Here is a 23,618-nt window from a genome sequence, read left to right as displayed (position 1 = left end):
AGGTTTTTAAAAAAAGAAAAAAACGAAATTTTGATGAAAGAAAATGTTTAGAAAGCGGATACAAAATTAAAAGTTTTATTTTATAAAAAGGGAGCTAAAAAAACTCCCACAAAAACTTGACTCAATCATAGGGAAGGTTGAAGTTGACTTATATCCATTTCTAAGATATGATGTTTCTTGTATGTATTTGAGGTTTAAAAAGAATTTTGTAGAATTATGTGTAAGGTAACTAAGATATTTATAAGTAAACGGAACAGCTATATAAGAACATTCATGACAATTACACTCCAATTATCTTCAAAAACACATTTAAAATCCTTCCTATTGCGGATTAATCCTTCCATTATTTTTTTCAGAAATGTATTTTTGTGTTCTGCACAATTCACCCTAAATTCACACTGGCACGGCCTAGGAGCCGTAAGGATGAAAGAGAGGTAGGGCTTTCGTTGTTTTAGGCATTTACACCAATTAACTAGTATTCGTGTATTTCCCTTAAATATATGCATAGCTAATGTGTATTCATCATGATGGATACAGTAGTCAAAGGATCTTCTAAAACTGACTTTAAAATCAGTTTAGAAGATCCTTTTTTCATTTGCTTTAAAAAGCAGAAATGATCGGAAAATTTATTTCATTTAAAATAGAGCTATGATATGATACATAAGTACTTATCAATACATAGTGACTGACGACATAGATGGAAATAACCATATGGGAGCTGTGTATATGTATAGCCGGTCGTCTGGGCAGAAGAGCAGCAAAACGCACTTCTTTCTATAATTTACCAGGAGGTATATACATGTCGAAAAAACTGATTTTAGACGGAAATGTAGTAGCAAATGCAGTAAAGGATGACTTAAAAGGAAGAATAAGCGCTCTAAAAGAAAAAGGGGTAACTCCTTGCTTAGCAACAATATTAGTTGGAGATGATCCATCATCTGCTACATATGTTAGAATGAAAGGTAATGCATGTGCTAAACTTGGGATAGAATCTAGGAAAATCCACCTGAAAAAAGAAACAACAACAGAAGAATTGTTAGAAACGATTAACAGATTAAATAAAGATAAAGATGTCCATGGTATCTTGCTACAGCATCCTGTCCCAAGTCAAATAGATGAACGACAAGCATTTGAAGCAATTGATATCGAAAAAGATGTCGACGGTGTTACAAGTTTCGGTTATGGACAAACGGCCCTTGGTTTTGGGAAATATCCTTCTTGTACTCCAGCTGCTATTATGAAAATAATGGAACATTACGAAGTAGAAGTTAGTGGGAAACATGCGGTTGTCGTAGGTCGTAGTCCAATTTTAGGAAAGCCTGTATCTGCATTGCTCCTAAATGAAGATGCAACAGTAACAACATGCCATTCTCGTACGGTAAATGTAGAAAGCTATGTAAGACAAGCAGATATAGTTATTGCTGCAGTAGGAAAACCAAACTTTATTCAAGGAGACTGGATTAAACCAGGAGCAGTTATTTTAGACGCAGGCTATAATAAAGGCAATATTGGTGATGTGGATTATGAAGCTTGTATAGAGAAGGCTTCTGCGATTACACCTGTACCAGGAGGCGTTGGTCCTGTTACAATAAGCATGCTTTTAAAACACACGGTTGACTCAGCGGAAATAGCATCTCGTTAAAAAGAAGCTTTTCCTGTTGTATTTCCGAGAATAGTTTTGAAAACGTTATTGACAAAAAGCCAATAAGATTATATTATAAGTGTAACGCAATTAAGTTCGGTATATGTTTTATGGATAAGGTGGTCGTAGCTGCAATGTATGTAGGCGATTTTCTTCTACATCATTCCAGCTACGGCTTTTTCATGTTGAATGAGGTATCGATTCCTAAAAGTTATATTAGGTGCTTAGTGTGTAACACATTTTTGGAGGTTTTACAATGAACACAGGTAAAGTAAAATGGTTTAACGCAGAAAAAGGTTTTGGTTTCATCGAGTCTTCTGAAGGGCAAGACGTATTTGTTCACTTCTCTGCTATTCAAACAGAAGGTTTCAAAACTTTAGAAGAAGGCCAAGACGTAACTTTCGAAATCGTTGAAGGTAACCGTGGACCTCAAGCTTCTAACGTAACTAAAGCTTAATAAAAAATTAAAAAAAGGTGATGCCTTTCAAAATGCATCACCTTTTTTAATGATGTTTACAAGAACTTCTATAACAAAGATTATTTCATATAAACGCTTTGAAAAAATCATTTTAGAATGAAAGCATAATGTGATTTACTCACTGTCTTATTACATTAACTTAGCATTTATATAAAAATCTCCATCAACTTCATTATATTCATCCGTTAAAAAACCACATAATTTCCCACTAAAGTATGGTATAAAGGCTTTTAATTGATCCTATTTACCTTAATGTTTTGGAAAATGAAAAAAAGTGAAATAAAATGGAGAGTATATATTTATAACAAAATAAAACAATACACTCTAGGTTGGTATTTTCTAAACAATAATGTCCCTTATAATAGGGCGGTGTTTTAAGGTTTATATTAAAGAGTAATCATGCGCTAAAATTAGTGGAATCCATTCATTTAAAATGATAAAGATCCTATCCTACGACATTTATGGCCCTATATTCTAAGGAATATCAATCAACGGAGTACAATTACAAGGAGGAAAAAGTATTGACAACTTTTTCAGATTTTAAATTAAGCAGCAGTTTAGAAAAAGCATTATCAAACATGGGATTCGAAGAGCCAACACCTATTCAGGCACAGGCTATTCCAATTGCATTATCTGGTAAAGATATGATTGGACAAGCTCAAACAGGTACAGGTAAAACAACAGCATTTGGTGTGCCTTTACTTGAAAAAATTGAAGTTGGCAAGGCAGTTCAAGGGTTAGTTATTGCTCCAACAAGAGAATTAGCAGTCCAAGTAGCAGAAGAATTAAATCGTATCGGTTCTGTAAAAGGAATCCGCACATTACCAATTTACGGTGGCCAAGATATAAATCGCCAAATTCGCGGATTAAAAAAGAAACCAGAAATTATTGCAGCTACACCTGGTCGATTAATTGATCATATAGAGCGTAAAACAATTCGTTTACAAGATTTAAAAATGATTGTACTAGACGAAGCAGATGAAATGTTAAATATGGGATTTATTGAAGATATCGAAAGAATCTTAAGTGAAACTCCAGATTCTCGTCAAACACTATTGTTTTCTGCGACAATGCCAAAAAGAATTCAAAGCCTTGCAGAAAGATTCATGGTAGAGCCTGAAATCGTAAGAGTGAAAGCAAAAGAAATGACAGTAACAAACATCGAACAACATTATATGGAAGTGCAAGAGCGTCAAAAATTTGATGTTCTATGTAGCTTACTTGATATTCAATCACCTGAGCTTGCAATTGTTTTTGGTCGTACAAAAAGACGTGTTGATGAAGTAGTGGAAGGATTAATCAAACGTGGTTATTCTGCAGAAGGTATTCACGGCGATATTCCACAAGGGAAACGTGACCAAGTGATCCGTCGCTTTAAGGAACAAAGCATTGATATAATGGTTGCAACAGATGTTGCAGCAAGAGGATTAGACATTAGCGGTGTATCTCATGTTTATAACTTTGATATTCCACAAGATCCAGAAAGCTATGTTCACCGTATTGGTAGAACAGGACGTGCTGGTAAAAAAGGTCTTGCTATAACGTTTGTTACTCCTAGAGAGCTTGATCATTTACGTATTATTGAAAATGTAACGAAGAAATCAATGTCTAAAAAACCAATCCCTTCCCTTACAGATGTGTTAGCTGGTAACCAACAAGCTACCATTAATAAAATTACTAAAACTGTGGAAGAAAATGAGTATTCTGAATATAAGCGTGTTGCAGAAGGTTTATTAGAAGAAACAGATTCAGTAACATTACTTGCTGCTGCATTGAAGCTACTTACAAAAGAACCAGATGCTACACCAGTTAAATTAACAGCTGTTGAGCCATTGCGTTCAAGAAAGAAAGATAATCGTTCTGGTGGCGGTGGCGGTAACCGTAGACGTCGCAATGATCGTGGCGGAGAACGTGGCGGATATGATAGAAAACGCCCAAACTCTTCAGGTGATAGCAGAAGACCTAGAAGCCGTAACAGAAGCAAATAAATCCTATTCTTTTATCTAGAATACATTATTTTTCCGACAATAGATGGACGTTTAAATTTCAGCGTTTTAAATATGGAAAATTGGGTATACTAGTTAAATGAAGGGTATTTCATAAATATCCATGTTATTTAAATCTAGGAGGCAATAAGAAATGGCAACAGGTAAAGTAAAATGGTTTAATTCTGAAAAGGGATTTGGATTTATCGAAGTGGAAGGTGGAGAGGATGTATTTGTACATTTTTCTGCTATCCAAACAGAAGGGTTCAAAACTTTAGATGAAGGTCAAGAAGTTAATTTTGATATAGAAGAAGGTAGCCGAGGACCACAGGCTGTAAATGTAACAAAACTATAATCGTAATAAAGAGTCCTTTTAAGGGACTCTTTTTATTTTTTATAGAAAAGAAAACCCTGGGCTATGCCTAGGGTTCCAAAAAGCTTACAGCGTGGTATTAAAAAAGCTTCCTCAAGGTGCTAAAATATTTTTGGTTCGCCAACCGAAAATAAATAGCCAGGAGGAAGTCCTTATGTCAAAAGACAATAATAGTTTAGCACACACAACTTGGAATTGTAAGTATCACATAGTATTTGCACCAAAATATAGAAGACAAATAATTTACGGGAAAATAAAGAAAGATATTGGACAAATCTTACGTACCTTGTGTGAGAGGAAAGGCGTGGAGATAATAGAAGCAACAGCGTGTAAGGATCACGTACATATGTTAGTGAGTATTCCGCCAAAATTAAGTGTATCAGCATTTGTAGGATATCTAAAAGGAAAAAGTAGCTTGATGATATTTGATCGACATGCACAACTGAAATATAAATATGGAAATCGAAAATTTTGGTGTACAGGATATTATGTAGATACGGTAGGAAGAAACAAAAAGGTAATAGAAGAATATATACGTAATCAAATACAAGATGATATAGTCGCAGAACAATTAACGATAATGGAATATATTGATCCATTTACAGGGGAAGAAGTGAAGAAAAAGAAACGAAATAATTAGGAGAGAAGGCCTTTGAGGTCTGGCCAGTAGAAGTAGTACAAATGGCGAACCTTTCAGTAGCCCTTTAGGGTTTGGTCAGTAACAAAGGCTTTCAGCCGCAGAGAAAACCACCCGTTCTCACGGGTGGTCCTTATTTTTCAAGTTTTTTACTGGTTGCTTGTGAAAAGAAAAGTTCAATAAAAGTGAGTAATGGAGAGCAAGACACGCATCTGCAAGCTTTGTGATAATGTCTTAGAAGAAACACTGGGAAATCAACTATTCGAAAGAAATGATGGGTGAAACGAACCCCACTGGTCGTTTGTTTCACTTAAGGAAAGAGCTTATGTAATAAGAAAGGACAACTCTTTGCTAATTTCACTGTAATTGTATAAAATAATAAAGTAAAGAAAGAGGTGCATAATATGAAAGAATTTAAGGTGAGTTTCCATGCAGAAGATGGAGTCGATCAAATGGTTGTACAAAAACTAAGTGAGGACGATTTTAATCGTGCTACGAGTGGAGGTACTAGACAATTATTTGAATTAGATACAAATATTGGTTTTTTTATTTATTTTGATGCAGTGGATGAGGCAGGAAAAGAATCTTATTTAGTTCTTCAGTATGAAGAAGAAAATGAGGATCCATCTGCTTGCTATAGTTTTCAGCTAAAAGATTTCTATCAATTTGTAGCATTGCACTTAAATGATTTGCAATATGAAGAAGATGAGGAAGAGGATGAAGAAGAGTTTGGTCCTATCCACTATCTGGCGCATTTAATGCATCATATTGTAGAAGATGGAAAAACTGTTGAAGTTTAAGCTAAAAGAGAAAAGAACGGAAGGAGTGCATTCCTTCCGTTCTTTTCTCTTTTCTGCCTTAAATTTCTTCCTCCAAATAATGCATGTTGCAAAAGGTTTTTATTTCTTCCAGTTCATCGTCTTCTAAGCCATAATCTAAGTATTTATTTTCTAAGCTATTATAAAAATGATAATTAAGAATGCGAGAGACACCCTCATCTACTGAGAAAAGAACTTTTATTTGCAGATGGTCTTCTTCTGCTAATTCATCGTCTTCATCGAACTCAACAGTTAGGAAAAATTCGTAACGTTTTCCGATAAGAATGCCAGTTGGGTCTTTTATTTCCTCAATGGTATATTCTTTTATGTTCACTTAATAAACCTCCAATAATTCTTCGATAAAACAATTGATAATTTGGTCACCTCAAAAATAATATCATATTAAGTAGGGAATAGCTAATTGAAAGAATTTTTAATATCCAAAATCCTTTCAGAATTTGGGAAAGAAAGATAACTCGACATTTTATTAAAATAATGTTTGCATTAATGGTAGGAAGTATGGCATAATGAAAAGTTTGACTTTCATAAGTATTTATGTTATATTTAATATTAGTTTTTAGTTTAGATTTATATTTCTCACGCACTTGTTTAGGGATTATTTCTTGTGTTTTCTCTTGTTTACAAGTGTTTTTTATTTTATGGCGTTAAATTTTCTATGTGAAGTGAAGAATATAGTAATAAGAGATGTGGGTAGAAGCATGAAATAGAATGCGCAAACTACCTTTATCACATAGTTCATTTAACAAAAAATTAGCTTCCTGGAGGTGCTTCATTTGGCAATGGGATTTGGAAGAAGAAATAATGAAGAAATTGTTAAAGAAGAAGTGATGGTTTGGGATTGTACATCAGAAACTTGTAAGTGCTGGATTCGTGATAATTTTAAAAGCAGTGAGACACCAAAGTGCCCAATATGCGGAAGTGAAATGGTTAAAACAACTAGAGAACTTCAAGTAGTTAATAATAATAGCATCTATTCGAAATAAAAAGAAGAGGAATTTTCCAAAAGGATTGACCTCACAAGATTTGTTCATTCGATTGATAGTAATCGATTGAGAAATCTTGTATGGTCTAATCTTATCTGGAGAAGTCCTATTTTTTTTGTCTATTTTTTAATGCAAAAAAAAGAAGAAATGCCAATAAAGAGACATTTCTTCTGCCATTATTTATTCTGTTACTGGTGCATGCGAACTCTTAAGCAGTAAAGTTAAGCATTAACGGGATCAAAGAAGTTCCCCATAAAACAGTAATCCACGCTGCTAAAATCATTGCAAGTGTAGAAAAGGTTGCCTCTTGTTCTCCAAATTCCATCGCTTTTGATGTGCCGACTCCATGTGCTCCCATTCCAAGCGCTAAGCCTTTTGCTATCGGGGAGTGAAGGGATAACCATTTTATTGTATACGGCCCAATGATTCCTCCTAGAACCCCTGTGATAATCACAAATATTGTTGTTAGTGTTGGCAGGCCACCAATTTCCTCTGATACGACTATTGCAATAGGTGTAGTGATGGAACGCGGCAAGATACTCATTATAAAGTCATTGTTTAAATGAATCAAAATGGATAATAAATAAGAAGAAAAAATCGCGACCAAAGTACCTGTTGTAACGCTAATCATAATAATCGTAAAATATTTCTTTAACAAATGTAAGTTTTTATAAATTGGAACGGCGAAAGCAATTGTTGCTGGTCCTAATAAATGTGTTAATGGTTGTGCTGATTCCATATAAGTCGTTGCTGGAATACGAAAGATACTAATAAACGCAATTAGCAATATGGGGGTAATTAACAACGGATGAAATAATGGGATATTCCATTTTTTATAGCAGGCTTTAGCTATCCGATAAAGAACATAGGTTATAATGGTGATTATGATAATTTTCATTTACTAAAACGTCTCTTTCTATTATAAATTTTTTCAGCAGTAAAACCTGTAGCCCCCATTACGATAAAAGTACTTATCGCGATTAGTAGTACTGTTTCAACTCCTTTAACATTTAGAATTTCGTTGTAATTTACAATGCCGACAGCTGATGGAATAAAAAATAACAACAATTCTGCAAGCAGCCAAGCAGCGCCTTTTTCGACCCATTCAATTTTCACTAATTTAAGCTTTAATGCAATAAAAAGGACAATTAATCCAATCATTGAAGCTGGAATTGGTATAGAAACGATCAATTTAATTCCCATGCCGATAAAAAGAAAAACATGGAGGAATAAAATTTGACCAGCGATTATCAATATATTCTTCAATGGGCTCACCTTCTGTTATTCATTTGATGGAATAATATCTTCCATCTCCTTGGTATATGAATATCATACGCTTCTAATCGTTATTCGTAAAATACATAGTTATTATAGTTAATATAACTAAAAGTTATTGAAAAGCGAAAGCGAGAGAGTTGAAGAATATAAGGATAATTATTCATTATCAAGGACAAAGTCGATAAATCTTCTGCTGGCAACGGATAGATAGCGATCCTTTTTCGTTATGATAACGAGCTCCCAATTTGTAACAGGCTCTAAATCAATGAACCGAACTTGATTATTATTTGCTCGATTGCATATCGATTCCGGTAGTATGGAAATTCCTAGATTTGCAGCGACAATTTCCACCATAAAGTCCCATTGGGAGCTTTTGAAAATAATATTTGGTTCAAATCCTTCTTGAATGAATTTTTTCCTCATTATTTCATATAGAGCAAATTCTTCGCTGTAGAAAATAAATTCTTCTTCTTTTAATTCCTTCATATGAACTTTATTTCTACTAGCAAACCGGTGCGATTCTGGGACAATTAATTTTAATTCTTCCTTAACAAGTGGAAACACATGGTAATCTTCATCCGCTAAAGGAAGCACAGCAACCCCCATTTCAAATTCGCCTTCTTCGACACTTTTAACTACTTTGGCAGCGCCGTATTCCTTTATATTAATTTGGATGTTAGGATATGCTTTATGAAAAGCGGCAATTATTTTCGGGAAAAATAAACTTCCGATAATTGGCGGGAGCCCAATATTAATATTTCCTCTTGTTAAATTGGTCATATCATGGAGTGTGGATGACATTTCTTCCACTTGTGCAAGGATTTTTTGTCCATATTCAAAAACGACTGATCCCGCATCTGTTAGCTCATGTGTTTTATTTGACCGATGAATTAATGTTAAGCCAATCTCTGCTTCTAGGCTTTTGATTGCTTTACTAAGTGCAGGCTGTGATATATGAAGATTCTCTGATGCCTTTGTCATATTTTTTTGCTTAACTACTTCTACAAAGTAATGTAATTGTCTTATTTCCATCTTTCTTCCTCCTTTCATTACGGAAAATGGCTGCCTCTAATCAAGGAGACAGCCTTTTTGACCATAATTCATTATGTTGTAATAAACTCCTTATAATTGCCGAATAGTGTTTATTTCGGTATTTTTTTTAGCAAGGATAAATTTCTAATCATCGAACCGACAAACATCGTGCCAGCTCCTCCAAAAAGAAGTATTAATACTGTTTGCTTGCTAATAACATCAAGTGGATACAGTACACTGCCTAAGATTGCGAAAAAACCAATTAGCGATAAAAACCAACCAAATTTAGTCATAATAAACTTCCTGTCCTTTAAATAAAATGTATTAATAATTACCTATTTTACGCAAATTAGAAGCGAAGCACAACTATTGGCTAGTAGTTTGTCGAAAATTGTGGTGTATTCGTTCAGCTCCTAACACAATACTGGTAAAAAGGGCTGAATTTAATCGGCGATTTTATCAAGCCTGAAAGGAAATTACACGAAAGACTCGGATCATTTCATTCGGTTAGAAGAAAAAATTTATTCGCATTAAGAAATGATTTATTTTACAACTTCATTTTTAAAGTGCTACTTCTTTCTAACAGCTTGTAGGAACTGATGGAATTGATGAAAATAATTAGAGACACATTTATATATAAATACGGAGTAATTTTAAGTTTAAATGGGAAATGGATGTGGTATAAGTAGATTATCAACTTAAGAAAGGTGTGAACATCATGAGCATTTTTCACCAGTTAAAAGACAAGATAATCTTTATGCATAATTGGAAGGATAATTTAACTGCACACAAAAAATATGAAAATTTATACAAAAAAAATGCGACAGAAATGATATATCTTAATATGTACCGTTTAAAATCAAAAAAACAAAATGAACAAAAATAATAGACTAGGGTGAGACGCATCCTAGTCTTTGTTATGTTTCAAAATCATTTAGCTATATTTTCTATTATGCCATGGATGTTTCTTTTAAATAATCAGAAAAAACCTTTTGTACAAGAACTTCTTCTTGAATATCGTCCGAATTATGTAAATCCTTAATACAGACTACGTAAACAGATTTTACAAATAAGTGTAATGCTTCATCATCCGTTAATTTCTGGATTTTCTTTATTAGTTGAATATCAGTAATGTAATTAACGATACGATCAAGGAATTCCTTCGGGTAATCTTTTGGCTGCTTACCAGTTTCCTCTTGAAAAATTCCTCCTTGTCCTTCAATTTCGACATGACGTATTACTTTTTCTAATTCTTGAATACTGAATATCTCCATTGATTATACACCTCTTTCCCTCTAGTATTATAACAGGCTATTAAACAGTAGTAAATTGATGATTTTACACTATTTGAAAAAGCTTGATTTAATAGTCTTTCAGTGGTGTTATATAAAAGATTAGAAGAAAGATTAGGAAGGCTTTTTTTCCTATTTTAACTCCATCGTTATTCCTAAAATAAAGGAAAGTACTACAAAAAGAAAGTCAAAATGTTACAATAGTCTTTAGTCCATACCGAACGGGAAAAGCCTATAACTACATAAATGGAGGAAGATAGGTGTTTTAAACTCTTCCATATTAGAATAGGAGAAGTATAATAAATTTCAGCGAGAGGACTAAAGGGAAAATTCATATTTAATGGAAGTTTTCTAATTACATTTACGTTTATTTCGAAAAGGAGTAGTAATGGATAATAATAAGATGTATCATATGGTGAAAAATTTTCATGAAGCATTTGGACATGAAGTGGCAAAAGAACCTACTGCTATTGATGAAAAAACAGCTGTTAATCGAGCGGTTTGGACAGGAGAAGAATTAGTTGAATTTCTATATGCTACGGCTGAAGGAAATGAACAGAAATTCCAAGTATTATATAAACAGTTTTTACAAGGATTAGATAAAGCTGCTGATAAAATACTTACCCAAAAGAAACCAGTCGATGATAAATTAGTAGCACAGATGGATGCACTAACAGATGTTGAATATTTCAATCAAGGAAGTTTTGTCATTGCTGGTGTTGAGCCATTTCCTCTCTTTCAGATAGTGCAAGAAGCGAATATGGGAAAATTATTTGAAGATGGCAAACCACGCTTCAGAGAAGGGGATGGCAAGATTATTAAGCCACCGAATTGGGAGGCAGATTTTGCACCAGAAGGCAGATTAAAAGCGGAAATAGAAAAACAAAGAAAAAATAAATAGAAATAATGGGAGGAACTGAGAGTTGGTCAATACTGTAAAAGTAATAATGGCCACCAAAGTTCTTCCCATTTTTACTACTCAAATTATTGAAATACGGAAGTAGGAATCAATATGGATGGATTGCCAGAAACGTATGGACCTACTTCATATTGCTGGAATATTAGGACTATTCCTTTGTCAGATAAAAAGAAATTCGTTTCATTTGTTACTTTAAAGTCTGCAAATTCAGTAGAATCTGAATAAAATATTTCAGGATGTTTTTTCATATATGCTAATGCATAATTTGTTACCTTTTCATATTCTCGCTCTGATGTGAGAAAGTCATCTAATGTCAATTGATTTCCTGATTTCAAATCAAAATTATATGACGAAATAACCGTGTTTCCATGTGCACCACCAGTAAATTGATAATCATTAAATATGATGCTAAGTTTATTATTACTGTTGAATTTCACCTTGTAATTGGTAATGTATTCGAATTTACAAACAGATGGTGACTCTTTGCAAATTGGATCTGTTTTCATTTTTTCCATTTCTTTCATCCATTTAAAATATCTCTTATAAGAATGTTTGATATGCTGTAAAAGAATTTTGTTTACTTGATTTTGAGCTTTGTTATTTGGTGCGCTTATTAGCGTAGGATATTTGAGATTTTCGATATTTTTATATTGTTTTGTCATAACCACATTAGGTGTTTTAATCGCAGATGCAGGTATTGGTTGAATAGTAAAAATAAGTATATGTAAGACAGATAACGTAAGAATAAATAAATTCGTTTGTTTTTTCATAAAAATCTCCATTCCTTTCAGATAGTATTACTATTTTTTTACGAAAGAGAATGGATATGTATGGTGATAATTGGAAAAAGCTAAAGGGAGTTGATTAATCGACTTCCTTTAGCTTTTTTTCAATGGATTTAAGATGGTTATTTAGGTCATTTATCATGGTCATTTGCTGCTTATGAATAGATAGGCTGCTTCTTTCCAACTTTAATCTTTCGATGGCTCTAGCCTCTTTCCGTTTAAGAAAGCGAACAACGATAAATATAAGTAAAACAGGAATGAAAATATAAAGGAATAAAGTTGGCAAAACCATAATGGCTATAGTCATATTATTTCTCCTTTTAATTTGTCTCATCTAAGATTTTTTCAATGTGGACAATTCTTTCTTTGATTTTGTTAAGAGCATTTATTTGTTCTTTTTGATTTTCAATATTTTCTTTTTCTATAATAATCTTTTCATCTGCTCGTGCTTCCGCTCTTTTCATATATCTAGCTAAATAGAATAGAAACCCAAGGATCAAGACTATAGGCAGAATAAAAATGAGTAAATTGATCATACTAAATAATTGCATTTGTTACCTCCTAAAATGTAATATGCTACTCCTTTCTTTTTTTTATCGACACGGTTTTAGCCAAGTCTGTAATGAATTTTTCTGATAAAGGAACATGAAAAGGAATCAATTCATAGTATTTCATTGCTTTTCCATCTTTCGAAATTTCATGGTGTCCCTTAACAATTTCTGCGTTTTCTAATTTTTGAAGATGTAAATATAACAATGGTCTACTAATTCCAAGCTCTCGAGCTAACAGACTTACGTATTTTCGTTCTTTTTGCAATATTGCAATAATTTTTAATCGATACGGATTAGACAATGCTTCAAGTACTAGGAGTAATTGATCACCGTTATTTATACTTTTCATATGTAATAATTTTATTACAGGTGTAAATGTTATGCAAGAACAATTTTGAACTTTTTTTGCAAAGTATATTAAAAAAGGAGGGAAATAAGAATAGAATAAAAAGCAATGGCTTATCACATAAAGTTGTTTCGTATTTTTCGCAATAAATACTACAATCTTATGGAAAAGTGTTAAATTAGGAAACTTTTATAGCTGTTAATTCGTATATACATTAAAAAATGGAGGTAGATTTTTATGGGTTTTTTAAATGGTTTAATGGGAAATGCAAGTTCAACAGATGTGAAAGAATTAGAAAAGGAATTAGATAAGATTATCGGATCAAATGAACAGATAGAGCTTGCATATAAATTAATTCGAGACTTAATTGTATTTACTGATTTACGATTAATTCTCGTTGATAAACAAGGTTTAACTGGTAAAAAAGTCGAGTATTTGTCAGTGCCTTATAAAAGCATCTCTCGGTTTAGTATCGAAACTGCTGGTCACTTTGATTTAGATGCTGAATTAAAAATTTGGATTTCTGGTGCAGAATTGCCAGCTATATCCAAACAATTCAAAAAAGATAGTAGCATATATGACGTGCAAAAAGCACTTGCAAGTTATGTGGCAAAGGCTTAAGATAATTGGAAATTAGTCCCTGACTGTTTAAAGACAGTTATGGGACATTCTCTTAAAAAAATATAGAAGGAATGTAATGTTCTTTGTGGAATATTTATTTAGTATGGTGCTTATAGGATAAAGATAGGTGGAGAAGGAAAGATTGGGTGGAATAGGGGGAATAATATGCATTCAGAAGCGAAATTTACAGGGAAGTCTACATTATATGATCGTTATCGTCCAGGTTATCCAAAACGTTTCTTTATTGAGCTTTTTACAGAGTATATTGGTGCCAAAGATAATTTCGTCATTGCTGACATCGGTGCTGGTACGGGGATTTTTACAGAATTAGTTGCTACTTTTGGAACAGATATTATAGCGATAGAGCCAAATGACGATATGAGATCTATTCTAAAAGAAAGAATGGAAAATTTCACACAGGTGACATGTGTAAACGGTTCAGCTGAAAAAACAGCGCTTGCTGATAAGAGTGTGGATTTAATTACGGTTGCTCAAGCATATCATTGGTTTGATGCAATTGCCTTTAAAAAAGAGTGCGAACGAATTCTGAAGAACAATGGTCTTGTCATGCTTATATGGAATAGTCGTGATCATACGAGTAGCTTAAATATGGAAACGGCAAAAATATCGAAAAAATATTGTCCTGATTTTCAGGGGTTTAGTGGTGGAATTAATATTGAGCGCCTGGATTTACAGCAATTTTTCACGCATGGCTATGAGCATTATGCTGTCTCCAATCCATTAAAAATGGATAAAGAACATTTTATAGGCAGAAATCTGTCTGCTTCCTATGCACCAAAAGAAGATGACTTTTTTTACGAGGAATTTGTTGGTGAACTAGAATTTCTTTTTGAAAAGTACAGTAAGGACGAAACAATCCTAGTTCCGAATGACCTGCATGTTTATGTAGGCGCTATCATTTGAGTGTTTCGAAGAATACTAGTATTTCCTTTAAGAAACTTTTATACGACTCTCACCCCTTATTTAGGAATATGGGAGCAAGATCAGATTCCGAATGTTCACTAAGCTTTTCTGAGGGGATAAAGGCCCCTATGATAATGGAAGTTTTCTTTTGTAGTTGAAGGACTTTTCGAAAGATATTGACAATTGATGAAGAAAAATCTACAATAAATCTTAATAAAAATGATGGCGTAGATAAGGAAAAGTAAATAAGGAAATTTTTTTAGAGAGCTTCCGAGGGTGGAAAGGAAGTAAATGAACCTTATTGAAAATGACCTTTGAGCTTCGTACCGAAAACTATGTGTGAGTAGACTACGACGAGACAGGCACTTGTTACAACAGCGGCAGTATCTCTTTCAAAAAGACGTACTGATTAGAGGCAAATAGTGCAAATTATTTGTAAAGCTAGGTGGTACCACGGGTAAACTCGTCCTAATCTTTTTAGATTAGGGCGTTTTTTTTATGGTTTTTAAAATGATAGGAGGATTTTATAGGCAGTAAGAGTGTGCGTTATCGAAATTCAGATAAACAAAACAAAATGGACAGAGAATGAAGGAGGAATAAATGATGACAATATTTATCGGGGGAGCTTGGCCATATGCAAATGGATCCTTGCATTTAGGACATGTGGCGGCATTATTGCCAGGAGATATATTGGCACGATATTTTCGCCAAAAGGGAGAGAATGTTCTTTACGTTTCAGGAAGTGATTGTAATGGAACGCCAATCTCGATACGAGCACAACAGGAGCAAACAACTGTTGAGAAAATTGCCGATCGCTACCACAATGAATTTTATCAATGCTTTACCCAGTTAGGATTTACTTTCGATTTTTATACAAGAACAGATGCACGGCATCATCACATATCAGTTCAAGAGATATTTCTTACTTTATTAAAGAATAATTTTTTATATAAAAAAACAGTTGAGCAGGCATATTGTCAAAAAGACAACCAGTTTTTACCTGATCGTTTAGTAGAAGGCATTTGTCCTCACTGCAAACAAAAAGCTAGAGGGGATCAATGTGATTACTGCTCTAGTATATTAGATCCATTAGAGTTAGAAGACAAACGCTGTAAAATTTGTGGTGAAACACCAGTCATTCAAAAAACAGAGCATTTCTATTTTGCTTTTAGCAAGTTTCAGCAAGAGATGGAGACATACTTAAAACATGCTGAAGAAAACCAGCTTTGGCGTGAAAATGCTCTTTCTTTGACAAAACGTTACTTAGAGGAAGGACTTCCTGACAGAGCAGTTACAAGAGATTTACCAAATGGAATTGATGTTCCATTAGAAGGCTATGATGGGAAGAAAATTTATGTTTGGATTGAAGCTGTGTCAGGCTACTTAACGGCTACTATAGAAGTATGTAAAAAGGAAGGCATGAATGTGGAAGATTATTGGAAGGAAGAGACGATTTCTTATTACGTGCATGGAAAAGATAATATTCCCTTCCACTCCGTTATTTGGCCGAGTATATTGCTTGGGCTGGGCAAAAAATCCTTACCGACACATATCATTTCTAGTGAGTATTTAACATTAGAAAAGAAGAAATTATCCACCAGCCAAAATTGGGCTGTATGGGTTCCATATATTTTACAAAAATATAATCCTGATTCCATTCGTTATTTCTTAACAATGAATGCTCCTGAAGCAAGAGACACAGACTTCTCATGGCGGGAATTTATCTATAGTCATAATAGTGAACTATTAGGAGCATACGGTAATTTTGTAAATAGAACATTAAAATTCATTCAGAAAGCGATGAATAGCAAGATTCCAGAAAAGCAGATTTCAAAAAGGATTATAGCGTTTACAGAAGAGGTGTATAAAAAGTCAGGAGAATGGGTTGAAAAGGGAAGTGGAAAAAAAGCGTTAGAAGAAATTTTTTCTTACATTCGTTATGGAAATCGTTATTTTGACAAGCAAAAACCATGGGAACAGATAAAGGGAAAGGTGGAAGATGCAGAAATTACTTTAGCTAATTGTACATATATTATTATAAATTTAGCCCAACTTCTCGAACCATTTGTTCCTTTTTCTACACAGAGAATTAGAGACATGCTTGGTATTAACAAAATAGAATGGAAGCTACAACACACACTTCCATCCGAAATATTGTATGTCACCCCTTTATTTGAAAGATTGGATTTAGGATTAATCGAAGAAGAGTTAAAAATACTACAAGATGGAGTGATAAACGGCTAGCCTTCTGACAGTTCGCGTAGCTTTTTTTCACTAGTATCTCACTTTTAAACTTCAGTAGTACTAGGAGATATCTGTCTGTATTAATCCGATTGCTTCAACTAACCATCAGTGGAAGAGGACAGAACCCCCCGGTTAATGGTTAGTTTTTATTACTATGGGAAGGAACCTTTTGAATAGGTAAGAAATTATTATTCATCAGAAGGTTTTAGATGAATTCCTCCGAGAGCCAATTACTTTACCGTCTTCCTTCCGCTCCCTCTGATAATACAACGACATAAGCATTCATCTTGTATGTCACCATTTGGCAGTAAGAATGACTTTTCTTAAAAGACCGAAATTGATTGTAGAAAATTGATTTTTTTCAGAGAAAATACAGGAAAATTGCGTTCATATATCGAATTGATAGGTATTATTATTATCATTTATGACCATTTCATGTACGATGAATATACTAGATTAAATACAATACTTGGACCGTAAGAAAAATCACTTGGCAATTTTTCCATTACTATGGAATAGACATAAGGTAATAAACAAAGAGCGGATTATCAGAGAGTATATGGCAAAAGGAGTTGAATAAAGCAGTTAATAAGTAAGGAGGGAGCTAAAAATGAAGTGGAGTGAGTTTGTATCCCATGGAAAGAACAGAGTCTTACCAGTCATTATAGAGGTATTGGGCAAAAAATATCCACATTATGCAAGTAAGCTTTATCCAATATGTTATACAAGCTTTAGTGATTTGGGAATTCTTTTTACACCCTGTGGTTTATTTAGAAAAAAGAAGAAACAAAGTATTCGAACGGTTCGATATAAAGAAATTATGTCAGTGGAGTTTAACGTCCAACGAGTACCAACTGTTTACTTATACCTTTTAGGATCCTCTTTGCATTTGAATATTATTCTCCACTTAAAAGACCATTCCAGTTTATATTTGGAAAGTGAAGATATAAGTCTCTTCCCTGAGCTAATTCAGCTTTTAAAAAAGCATAAAGTGGTTATTAAAGATCCTTTAAAACTCCAAAAAATTCTAAAAGAACAGGATACGATGGAAAAGTTTTATTCCTATATTGATAAGTATTTAGAACAGGATTCCCATCATAACGACAAGGAACCTAAAATAAAATAGAGAATCAACGGTTAACGAGTTATTTTGAGATCAAAACCAGTTACTGAATTTCGTTCTTTTTTCTAGGGATTCTAATAATTCTATTGCATTCTTATTGTAAATAGAAGCAGAAAAATGCATAGATGGTACACACATATGTCGACGATTAGGATTGCGATTTTGTTTTCTTTTTATTGTCATAGAAATAAGCCTCTTGATAACTTTTTATCTATAGGTTTTCCATCTTTTCAATATTCTTATACAAGCCTTTAAAACGTAAAAAAAGAGTCTCGGAAAAAGAGTTAGAATTCTTGATGGAAAGAATTCTTCTCCTTTTTTGAGACTATAACTAATTAAGCACGTTTTGCTAGTAAGTTTAATGCTTTTTTATTCATGTCATGAATATCTTCAAATGTTTCTGATACTGCTACTGTCATTTTTCTCCTATTCGGATTCATTGACTTTTTCGACTGTTTATTTGGTTTGTTGAATGGAGTAGGATTTGAAGCAGCTGTCGTTTTCTTTTTGCTTGCCATATCAATTCCTCCTTAAAGAAAAGTGTTTGAATGAACAAGACACAAGCTATTAAGCAAGGAAACTAGCAAACTTTCGTTTGTTAGAAATGCTCATGCTTTATCTATATATTATTATACTACAGAATATGTAAAATGGAGCCTTAAACCATGTACCAATCGAAAATTTGTGCGAGGTTCAGTATATGGGAAGCGTCGATTCCGTCAACTTCTACGAAATGAGAGCTGATACCAATCAGCATATTGTAACTTTCCCCATAATATGCAACGATAAAAACATTTTTCGTTAATTCCTCTACTGTTGAATCAGTACCTGGACCCTTTAATGGAATACTCTTTCCTTCGAGAAGCTCTTGAATAATGCTGGTTCTACTTTCGTTATCTAGAAAGCTAATATTATAACAAATTTCTACACTATTAAAAGCTATATTCACATTTTCTTTTAATTCTTCTCCATTTGTGCTAATCGCAAATGGAAAAATGGCGATATGAAATTGAAATGTGTCGGCATAAAGATTTAAATATGTACGTAATTCTTCTCGATATTGCCTCCAATGCTGAGGAGGATTACGATCTATAAAATGTTCAGCTGTTTTGGAAATAACTTCTGTAAAGTTTTGAACTTTTTTTGCATTATACCCTAAAACTTCCTCATTTTTGCGGATTGTTTTTCGGATATAATTGCTGTGCTGAAATTCAGTGTTCCAAATCTTCAGAATATCAGGAGTTTGGAAAACGGCAATATCAAGAAAGACGGCAGCACAAACAAAAGACAATATTGTTTTCCAGTCGACTATTTGCAGCTGATTAGAAAAAAAAACCAAGCAGATAAGAAGAAAGAATAACACATAATACGACTTGCGAATTGCTTGGAGATTTTCTACATATTTATCTGTCCGCCACCAAAAGTATAATAGGGAAAGAACTACTAATAAGATAATGGCAGACAGGAAGCTATAAAAGATCGTTGTCAAAGTAACTCCTCCTTTTGACACTATATGACTATTATTATACCATGGAGCATCTATTTTAAAGAATTATAATAAGGAATGAGATCATTTTCTTTACGGGCATTTCTACCGTTTATTATGCAAAATTAACTAATAATGAAAGCTCTTTGTATTTTACAATATGTAAATTATAGACTAAAGATAACGGAGGTCATAGCAAAAAGCTTTCCGAACACAGCCTTTCGTTTTGTTAGCCATTTCCTTTTTCTAGATATAGTAGGAAATTAGTACACAGCTTTTAATTACCCTAGGATAATAAGCGGAAATTGATTATAATAGGAAAAAATGGTAATTTTTTAGATGGATAAACAGAGAAAAGGGGATTAAAATGTTTCCAACATTAGAGACTGAAAGATTAATATTAAGAGAACTAGTAAAAGAAGATGCAGCAGACTTATTTTCTTCCTTTTCTAAACCAGAAGTAATGCGCTATTATGGCCAAGAAGCTTTTTCAAACATGGATCAAGCGGTAACATTAATCCGCCACTTTTCAGATAGCTATCGAAATAATAAGGGAATTCGTTGGGGAATTCAAAGGAAAGGAAGCAAGCGCCTAATTGGCACGCTTGGTTTAAATAATTTTGTCCTCACACATAAACGAGCTGAAATCGGATATGAAATACATCCCGATTATTGGAGAAATGGATACACGTCAGAAGCGGTAGAAAGAGTTGTCTCCTATGCATTAGAAGAGCTTCATTTAAACCGCTTAGGGGCTTTGGTTTATTTAGAAAATGCTGCATCTAATAATCTTGTTAAAAAGCTCGGATTTCACCATGAGGGCATTCTCAAATCATATTTTGTACAAAATGGTCGAACTTATGATGCAAATGTATATGCAATAATAAAAGACATTTAGTAAAAGAGAGAAGGAAAAAAGTGGGTTCTTTAACAACGGTATATTTTGTAAGACATGCTCACTCGGAGTATTCCACAGATGAATTAGGCAGGCCATTATCAAAGAAAGGTCTTGCAGATGCTAAAAGAGTAGCAAAGAGAATGGAAAAAGAGTCAGTCAATATTGTTGTCTCAAGTCCTTATAAGAGAGCGATTCAGACTGTTGAGGGTATTGCTGGATATTTTCAAGTTGAGATTGAAGCCATCGAAGAATTAAAAGAACGTGTCTTAGCATCAGGAGAAGTGAGTGATTTTAATACGGCAATCGAAAAGGTGTGGACAGAGGAAACTTTTGCATGGGACGGCGGGGAATCGAATATCATTGCCCAAAAAAGAGGAGTACGAGCACTTTTTCATTTACTAAAACAATATGAAAATAAAAACATTGTTATTGGTACGCATGGAAATATCATGGTCTTAATAATGAAATACTTTTCTAAGGAATATGATTTTTATTTTTGGAGAAATTTACAGATGCCTGATATTTATAAACTAACCTTTGAAGGTCAACAGTTACAGGCTGTGCAAAGAATATGGGAAGATCATAATGGATAGACATCTCTTCTTATTTGGTGGTGGCCTCCATTTACGAGTAGATTGGTGAAGGAATTTGCAGAATTGGTTTCTACACGCAGTGGGAAAATATCTTTATTTATTTTAGAAAGAGCAAATTGGCAAATGTATATGCCCTAGATATACATTAGCACTGACAGAACGGGGGATAAAAGAATTTCACTATATAACCTTAACCAACTGTTTTGGCAGATGAGGCAAGCGAACTACTTCACAATAGTTCGGGCATCGTCATCTCATCGGCGGCGAATATACAGAGCATTATGAAGAATTAATTGTAGAGACTCCTATTTCAACGGTAATTAAGGAATAATTTTCAGCAGGAATAATAGGCATTAAGCAAAAAACTTTCATTCCATATAATCATGGGAAAATTGCTAATAGGTACATAGCTTTCAAAAAATCTTATGTTGCATATTGCAATGTAAGATTTTTTTGCGAAAAAGGGAACATTTTAAGCTGATAGCTTATCAAATAGTTAGAAAGGAGGGGAAAAGGTTGAAAATTATTGCATTGAAAAGTTTTGAAGTGGAGAAAATGAATAATTTAGTAATACTAGCAAAACAAGGAGATAAAGAAGCATTTGTGCATTTAATTCAAGAAAATAAAATAAGTTTGTATCGAGTAGCCAAGGGAATATTGCAAAATGAAGCAGACGTAGAGGATGTCATTCAAATTACAATTTTAAAAGCATATGAGAATATTAGAAAACTAAAGGTGTCAGAGTATTTCAAAACATGGATTACACGAATTCTAATTAATGAATGTACAACAGTTTTAAGAGGTCAAAAAAAAGTTGTTCCAATGGAAAATAACATTAATGACCTAGCTACTACAGAAGATACATATACAAATGTAGATTTGTATCATGCAGTTCATTCTTTAAGAGAAAAATTAAGAATTGTTACGATTCTTTTTTACTACGAAGATTTATCAACAAAAGAAATTGCTAATGTACTGGCTCTTCCAGAAGGAACCGTTCGCTCAAGGCTTTCCAAAGCAAGATTAAAGCTTCAAAAAAAGCTTAATATACAAGAGAAGGAAGGAGAATAACAATGACTGATCACTTTGATAAAAAGGTAAAAGAAATGGTAAAAGATGATTATATGATTTCTGAGCAACTAGAAAACAAAATAAATGAAACACTAGCCAATTTACCAAGTCATAAAATGCATGGTAAGAAAAAACGAATGATTATTTCAACAGCGGCGGCCGCAATTCTTGTCTTATCCATGGTAACATTTCGAATGAACCCATCATTAGCACAAAATATTGGCATTCCTACCTATTTAGAGAAATTTCTTTCATTAGGAAATGACTATGAAAAAGTGTCTCTCCAAACAAGTGAAGTACAAGAAAGTCAAGGAGTTAAATTAACGATTACTAATACCATTTTTGATGGGTATTATCTACTGGTGTCATATAAAGCAGAACAGAAAGACCCATTTAAACATAAGCCAATCTTATTTCCGCAAAATGCAAAAATTGTAGCAGGAGATAAAGAGTCTTTTGTATCGGTATCAAATGAATATGGTGATTTTGAAGATAAAAATAATACAGTTTACAATGGTGTGACGGTTTTTCCATTAAATAATGGCTCGTTTGATTTTAATCATGAAATAGATTCAGAAGAAAAGTTTATTGAAGAAAATAAACTAGATATTTTTAATTTACCTAAAACATTTCATTTACAATTCAATCTGGAAGAGCTCGGTTTAGGCTTAGAAAATGAAAGTGAAAATAATAAAATAAAAGGGAACTGGGAATTTGACTTGCCAATAGAAACGGTAAAAGCAATGGAAAACAGTAAAGTCATTGACTTAAACAAAAATATCCCGGAATTAGGAAATAATGTGCAGGTTGAAAAATTGGTTATAACACCTATTCGAATATATTTACAAGGACTTCAAGAGGAAAAGAATAGTAGTAACTTAGATTATGTGATAAAAGATGATAGTGGAGAAACAAAAACTAATTTAGGGGGATCTGTTTATGTGAATGATAATGGTCCTGATAGATTATTAAGTAATTATGAGAATAATAATCCATTAATGAAATCATTAACCATTGTACCGTTTGAATATCATAAAGAACCACAAATAACTGCAGAGAACTCTACAAAATTTAATGCTAGTGGCAAAACAAATCTACCAATTGGTAAAGGGAATTATATTACGATTACAAACGTGGAAGAAAAAGATGGTAAAACCTATCTTTCTTATCATGCAGATGTACCAGTGTATGAGTATATGCCATTTATTATTCGGGATAAAGAAGGGAAGGATTACTACCGTATTTATGAAAAAAATGTACCTTCTACTGTAAACTCTGATGCAATTGCAGTGATGGATGGCAATCTTATGGACGATGACTATACGATTTTTAGTCCAAATACGTATTATTTTGATCAAGCCTTTACCATTGATATTACAAAATAAGGATAAGTTGGAGCTATGAGAAAATTTCTTGTAGCTCCGTTTTGCTTCTAAAATTTATATCCCTTGTTGTCAGAAAAATCTGTTGTTTTTTATAAAGGAAGGGGGTTAAAATTATGAAGAGAGAGGAGCGTTT

29 protein-coding genes, 1 riboswitch and 1 other annotated feature are annotated in these 23,618 nt (G+C 33.3%); of the genes, 16 read left to right on the top strand and 13 right to left on the bottom strand.

What is annotated here, in order from left to right; all coding sequences use genetic code 11:
* Positions 1-671 precede the first annotated feature (671 nt).
* A riboswitch (ZMP/ZTP riboswitch) is annotated at positions 672-755 on the top strand.
* Between the two features lie 44 nt (positions 756-799).
* The 6 genes from QQZ16_RS12075 to QQZ16_RS12050 all read left to right on the top strand — a co-directional run bounded on the left by QQZ16_RS12075 (position 800) and on the right by QQZ16_RS12050 (position 5,915).
* Positions 800-1,642 carry a bifunctional 5,10-methylenetetrahydrofolate dehydrogenase/5,10-methenyltetrahydrofolate cyclohydrolase gene (locus tag QQZ16_RS12075; RefSeq protein ID WP_235252796.1) on the top strand — a complete coding sequence of 281 codons (843 nt, stop codon included), beginning with the start codon at positions 800-802 and terminating at the stop codon, positions 1,640-1,642.
* Between the two features lie 256 nt (positions 1,643-1,898).
* Positions 1,899-2,099 carry a cold-shock protein gene (locus QQZ16_RS12070; RefSeq protein WP_016203922.1) on the top strand — a complete coding sequence of 67 codons (201 nt, stop codon included), beginning with the start codon at positions 1,899-1,901 and terminating at the stop codon, positions 2,097-2,099.
* Positions 2,100-2,641: 542 nt separating this feature from the next.
* Positions 2,642-4,108, top strand: coding sequence for a DEAD/DEAH box helicase (locus tag QQZ16_RS12065; RefSeq protein ID WP_031535934.1), 1,467 nt, complete (start codon positions 2,642-2,644; stop codon positions 4,106-4,108).
* A gap of 151 nt (positions 4,109-4,259) precedes the next feature.
* The gene (locus QQZ16_RS12060) at positions 4,260-4,460 is read left to right on the top strand and encodes a cold-shock protein (RefSeq protein WP_031535932.1); all 201 of its coding nucleotides are present in this window, start codon (positions 4,260-4,262) and stop codon (positions 4,458-4,460) included.
* A 172-nt stretch (positions 4,461-4,632) separates the two neighbouring features.
* Entirely contained in the window at positions 4,633-5,118 is a 486-nt protein-coding gene (gene tnpA, locus QQZ16_RS12055) for an IS200/IS605 family transposase (protein ID WP_235252072.1), read from the top strand.
* A gap of 401 nt (positions 5,119-5,519) precedes the next feature.
* Positions 5,520-5,915 (top strand): hypothetical protein, encoded by a 396-nt coding sequence (locus QQZ16_RS12050; RefSeq protein WP_031535930.1) that lies wholly within the window; start codon positions 5,520-5,522, stop codon positions 5,913-5,915.
* A gap of 58 nt (positions 5,916-5,973) precedes the next feature.
* Here the strand turns inward: QQZ16_RS12050 and QQZ16_RS12045 are convergent, their stop codons facing one another.
* Positions 5,974-6,267 (bottom strand): DUF6509 family protein, encoded by a 294-nt coding sequence (locus QQZ16_RS12045; RefSeq protein WP_031535928.1) that lies wholly within the window; start codon positions 6,265-6,267, stop codon positions 5,974-5,976.
* 466 nt (positions 6,268-6,733) lie between these two features.
* On the opposite strand from QQZ16_RS12045, the gene QQZ16_RS12040 reads away from it, so the two are divergent.
* Entirely contained in the window at positions 6,734-6,937 is a 204-nt protein-coding gene (locus tag QQZ16_RS12040) for a cold-shock protein (protein ID WP_031535927.1), read from the top strand.
* A gap of 208 nt (positions 6,938-7,145) precedes the next feature.
* On the opposite strand, the gene QQZ16_RS12035 is transcribed toward QQZ16_RS12040, so the two are convergent.
* The 5 genes from QQZ16_RS12035 to QQZ16_RS12015 form a co-directional block, all read right to left on the bottom strand.
* A complete protein-coding gene (locus QQZ16_RS12035) occupies positions 7,146-7,835 on the bottom strand; it encodes an LrgB family protein (protein WP_031535926.1) in 690 nt (229 codons plus the stop codon).
* Entirely contained in the window at positions 7,832-8,203 is a 372-nt protein-coding gene (locus QQZ16_RS12030; RefSeq protein WP_031535925.1) for a CidA/LrgA family protein, read from the bottom strand. Before QQZ16_RS12030 ends, QQZ16_RS12035 begins: the two co-directional genes overlap by 4 nt.
* 168 nt (positions 8,204-8,371) lie before the next feature.
* Positions 8,372-9,247, bottom strand: a complete 876-nt coding sequence (locus QQZ16_RS12025; protein WP_031535924.1) for a LysR family transcriptional regulator — start codon at positions 9,245-9,247, stop codon at positions 8,372-8,374.
* A gap of 110 nt (positions 9,248-9,357) precedes the next feature.
* Positions 9,358-9,540 carry a hypothetical protein gene (locus tag QQZ16_RS12020; RefSeq protein WP_031535923.1) on the bottom strand — a complete coding sequence of 61 codons (183 nt, stop codon included), beginning with the start codon at positions 9,538-9,540 and terminating at the stop codon, positions 9,358-9,360.
* A 657-nt stretch (positions 9,541-10,197) separates the two neighbouring features.
* A complete protein-coding gene (locus tag QQZ16_RS12015) occupies positions 10,198-10,521 on the bottom strand; it encodes a hypothetical protein (RefSeq protein WP_031535921.1) in 324 nt (107 codons plus the stop codon).
* A 406-nt stretch (positions 10,522-10,927) separates the two neighbouring features.
* Here QQZ16_RS12015 and QQZ16_RS12010 point away from each other — a divergent pair, with 406 nt between their 5' ends.
* The gene (locus QQZ16_RS12010; protein ID WP_031535919.1) at positions 10,928-11,440 is read left to right on the top strand and encodes a haloacid dehalogenase; all 513 of its coding nucleotides are present in this window, start codon (positions 10,928-10,930) and stop codon (positions 11,438-11,440) included.
* An 83-nt stretch (positions 11,441-11,523) separates the two neighbouring features.
* Here the strand turns inward: QQZ16_RS12010 and QQZ16_RS12005 are convergent, their stop codons facing one another.
* The 4 genes from QQZ16_RS12005 to QQZ16_RS11990 form a co-directional block, all read right to left on the bottom strand.
* A complete protein-coding gene (locus tag QQZ16_RS12005; RefSeq protein ID WP_031535917.1) occupies positions 11,524-12,228 on the bottom strand; it encodes a DUF3298 and DUF4163 domain-containing protein in 705 nt (234 codons plus the stop codon).
* Positions 12,229-12,322: 94 nt separating this feature from the next.
* On the bottom strand, positions 12,323-12,550 hold the full coding sequence (locus QQZ16_RS12000) for a hypothetical protein (RefSeq protein WP_031535915.1): 228 nt from the start codon (positions 12,548-12,550) through the stop codon (positions 12,323-12,325).
* 13 nt (positions 12,551-12,563) lie between these two features.
* Positions 12,564-12,794, bottom strand: coding sequence for a hypothetical protein (locus tag QQZ16_RS11995; protein WP_031535913.1), 231 nt, complete (start codon positions 12,792-12,794; stop codon positions 12,564-12,566).
* 25 nt (positions 12,795-12,819) lie between these two features.
* Positions 12,820-13,143, bottom strand: a complete 324-nt coding sequence (locus tag QQZ16_RS11990) for an ArsR/SmtB family transcription factor (protein ID WP_031535911.1) — start codon at positions 13,141-13,143, stop codon at positions 12,820-12,822.
* A gap of 234 nt (positions 13,144-13,377) precedes the next feature.
* Between QQZ16_RS11990 and QQZ16_RS11985 the strand changes: the two genes are divergently transcribed.
* The 4 genes from QQZ16_RS11985 (at position 13,378) to QQZ16_RS11970 (ending at position 18,055) form a co-directional block, all read left to right on the top strand.
* A complete protein-coding gene (locus tag QQZ16_RS11985) occupies positions 13,378-13,761 on the top strand; it encodes a PH domain-containing protein (RefSeq protein ID WP_031535909.1) in 384 nt (127 codons plus the stop codon).
* A gap of 165 nt (positions 13,762-13,926) precedes the next feature.
* The gene (locus QQZ16_RS11980) at positions 13,927-14,685 is read left to right on the top strand and encodes a class I SAM-dependent methyltransferase (protein WP_031535907.1); all 759 of its coding nucleotides are present in this window, start codon (positions 13,927-13,929) and stop codon (positions 14,683-14,685) included.
* A gap of 219 nt (positions 14,686-14,904) precedes the next feature.
* Positions 14,905-15,159: a binding site (T-box leader), on the top strand.
* 129 nt (positions 15,160-15,288) lie between these two features.
* The gene (metG, locus tag QQZ16_RS11975) at positions 15,289-16,929 is read left to right on the top strand and encodes a methionine--tRNA ligase (protein WP_031535904.1); all 1,641 of its coding nucleotides are present in this window, start codon (positions 15,289-15,291) and stop codon (positions 16,927-16,929) included.
* Between the two features lie 610 nt (positions 16,930-17,539).
* Entirely contained in the window at positions 17,540-18,055 is a 516-nt protein-coding gene (locus tag QQZ16_RS11970) for a hypothetical protein (protein ID WP_235252071.1), read from the top strand.
* Positions 18,056-18,085: 30 nt separating this feature from the next.
* Here QQZ16_RS11970 and QQZ16_RS11965 read toward each other — a convergent pair whose 3' ends face one another.
* The 3 genes from QQZ16_RS11965 to QQZ16_RS11955 all read right to left on the bottom strand — a co-directional run bounded on the left by QQZ16_RS11965 (position 18,086) and on the right by QQZ16_RS11955 (position 19,541).
* Positions 18,086-18,235, bottom strand: a complete 150-nt coding sequence (locus QQZ16_RS11965; RefSeq protein WP_284561365.1) for a hypothetical protein — start codon at positions 18,233-18,235, stop codon at positions 18,086-18,088.
* A 152-nt stretch (positions 18,236-18,387) separates the two neighbouring features.
* Complete coding sequence (locus QQZ16_RS11960; RefSeq protein ID WP_031535900.1) at positions 18,388-18,570, bottom strand: hypothetical protein; 183 nt, start codon at positions 18,568-18,570, stop codon at positions 18,388-18,390.
* 140 nt (positions 18,571-18,710) lie between these two features.
* Positions 18,711-19,541 carry a type II toxin-antitoxin system SpoIISA family toxin gene (locus QQZ16_RS11955; protein WP_031535898.1) on the bottom strand — a complete coding sequence of 277 codons (831 nt, stop codon included), beginning with the start codon at positions 19,539-19,541 and terminating at the stop codon, positions 18,711-18,713.
* Positions 19,542-19,905: 364 nt separating this feature from the next.
* On the opposite strand from QQZ16_RS11955, the gene QQZ16_RS11950 reads away from it, so the two are divergent.
* The 4 genes from QQZ16_RS11950 to QQZ16_RS11935 all read left to right on the top strand — a co-directional run bounded on the left by QQZ16_RS11950 (position 19,906) and on the right by QQZ16_RS11935 (position 23,485).
* Positions 19,906-20,436: a GNAT family N-acetyltransferase gene (locus QQZ16_RS11950; protein WP_031535896.1), complete on the top strand. Its 531-nt coding sequence runs from the start codon at positions 19,906-19,908 to the stop codon at positions 20,434-20,436.
* A gap of 20 nt (positions 20,437-20,456) precedes the next feature.
* The gene (locus tag QQZ16_RS11945; protein WP_031535895.1) at positions 20,457-21,029 is read left to right on the top strand and encodes a histidine phosphatase family protein; all 573 of its coding nucleotides are present in this window, start codon (positions 20,457-20,459) and stop codon (positions 21,027-21,029) included.
* A 516-nt stretch (positions 21,030-21,545) separates the two neighbouring features.
* Complete coding sequence (locus QQZ16_RS11940) at positions 21,546-22,100, top strand: sigma-70 family RNA polymerase sigma factor (protein ID WP_031535892.1); 555 nt, start codon at positions 21,546-21,548, stop codon at positions 22,098-22,100.
* Between the two features lie 2 nt (positions 22,101-22,102).
* Positions 22,103-23,485: a DUF4179 domain-containing protein gene (locus QQZ16_RS11935; RefSeq protein ID WP_031535891.1), complete on the top strand. Its 1,383-nt coding sequence runs from the start codon at positions 22,103-22,105 to the stop codon at positions 23,483-23,485.
* Positions 23,486-23,618: the final 133 nt, after the last annotated feature.

The sequence above is a fragment of the Bacillus sp. T2.9-1 genome (assembly GCF_950097965.1).
GTDB classification, from domain to species: domain Bacteria; phylum Bacillota; class Bacilli; order Bacillales; family Cytobacillaceae; genus Niallia; species Niallia hominis.
This window is presented reverse-complemented; position numbering and strand designations above follow the sequence as displayed.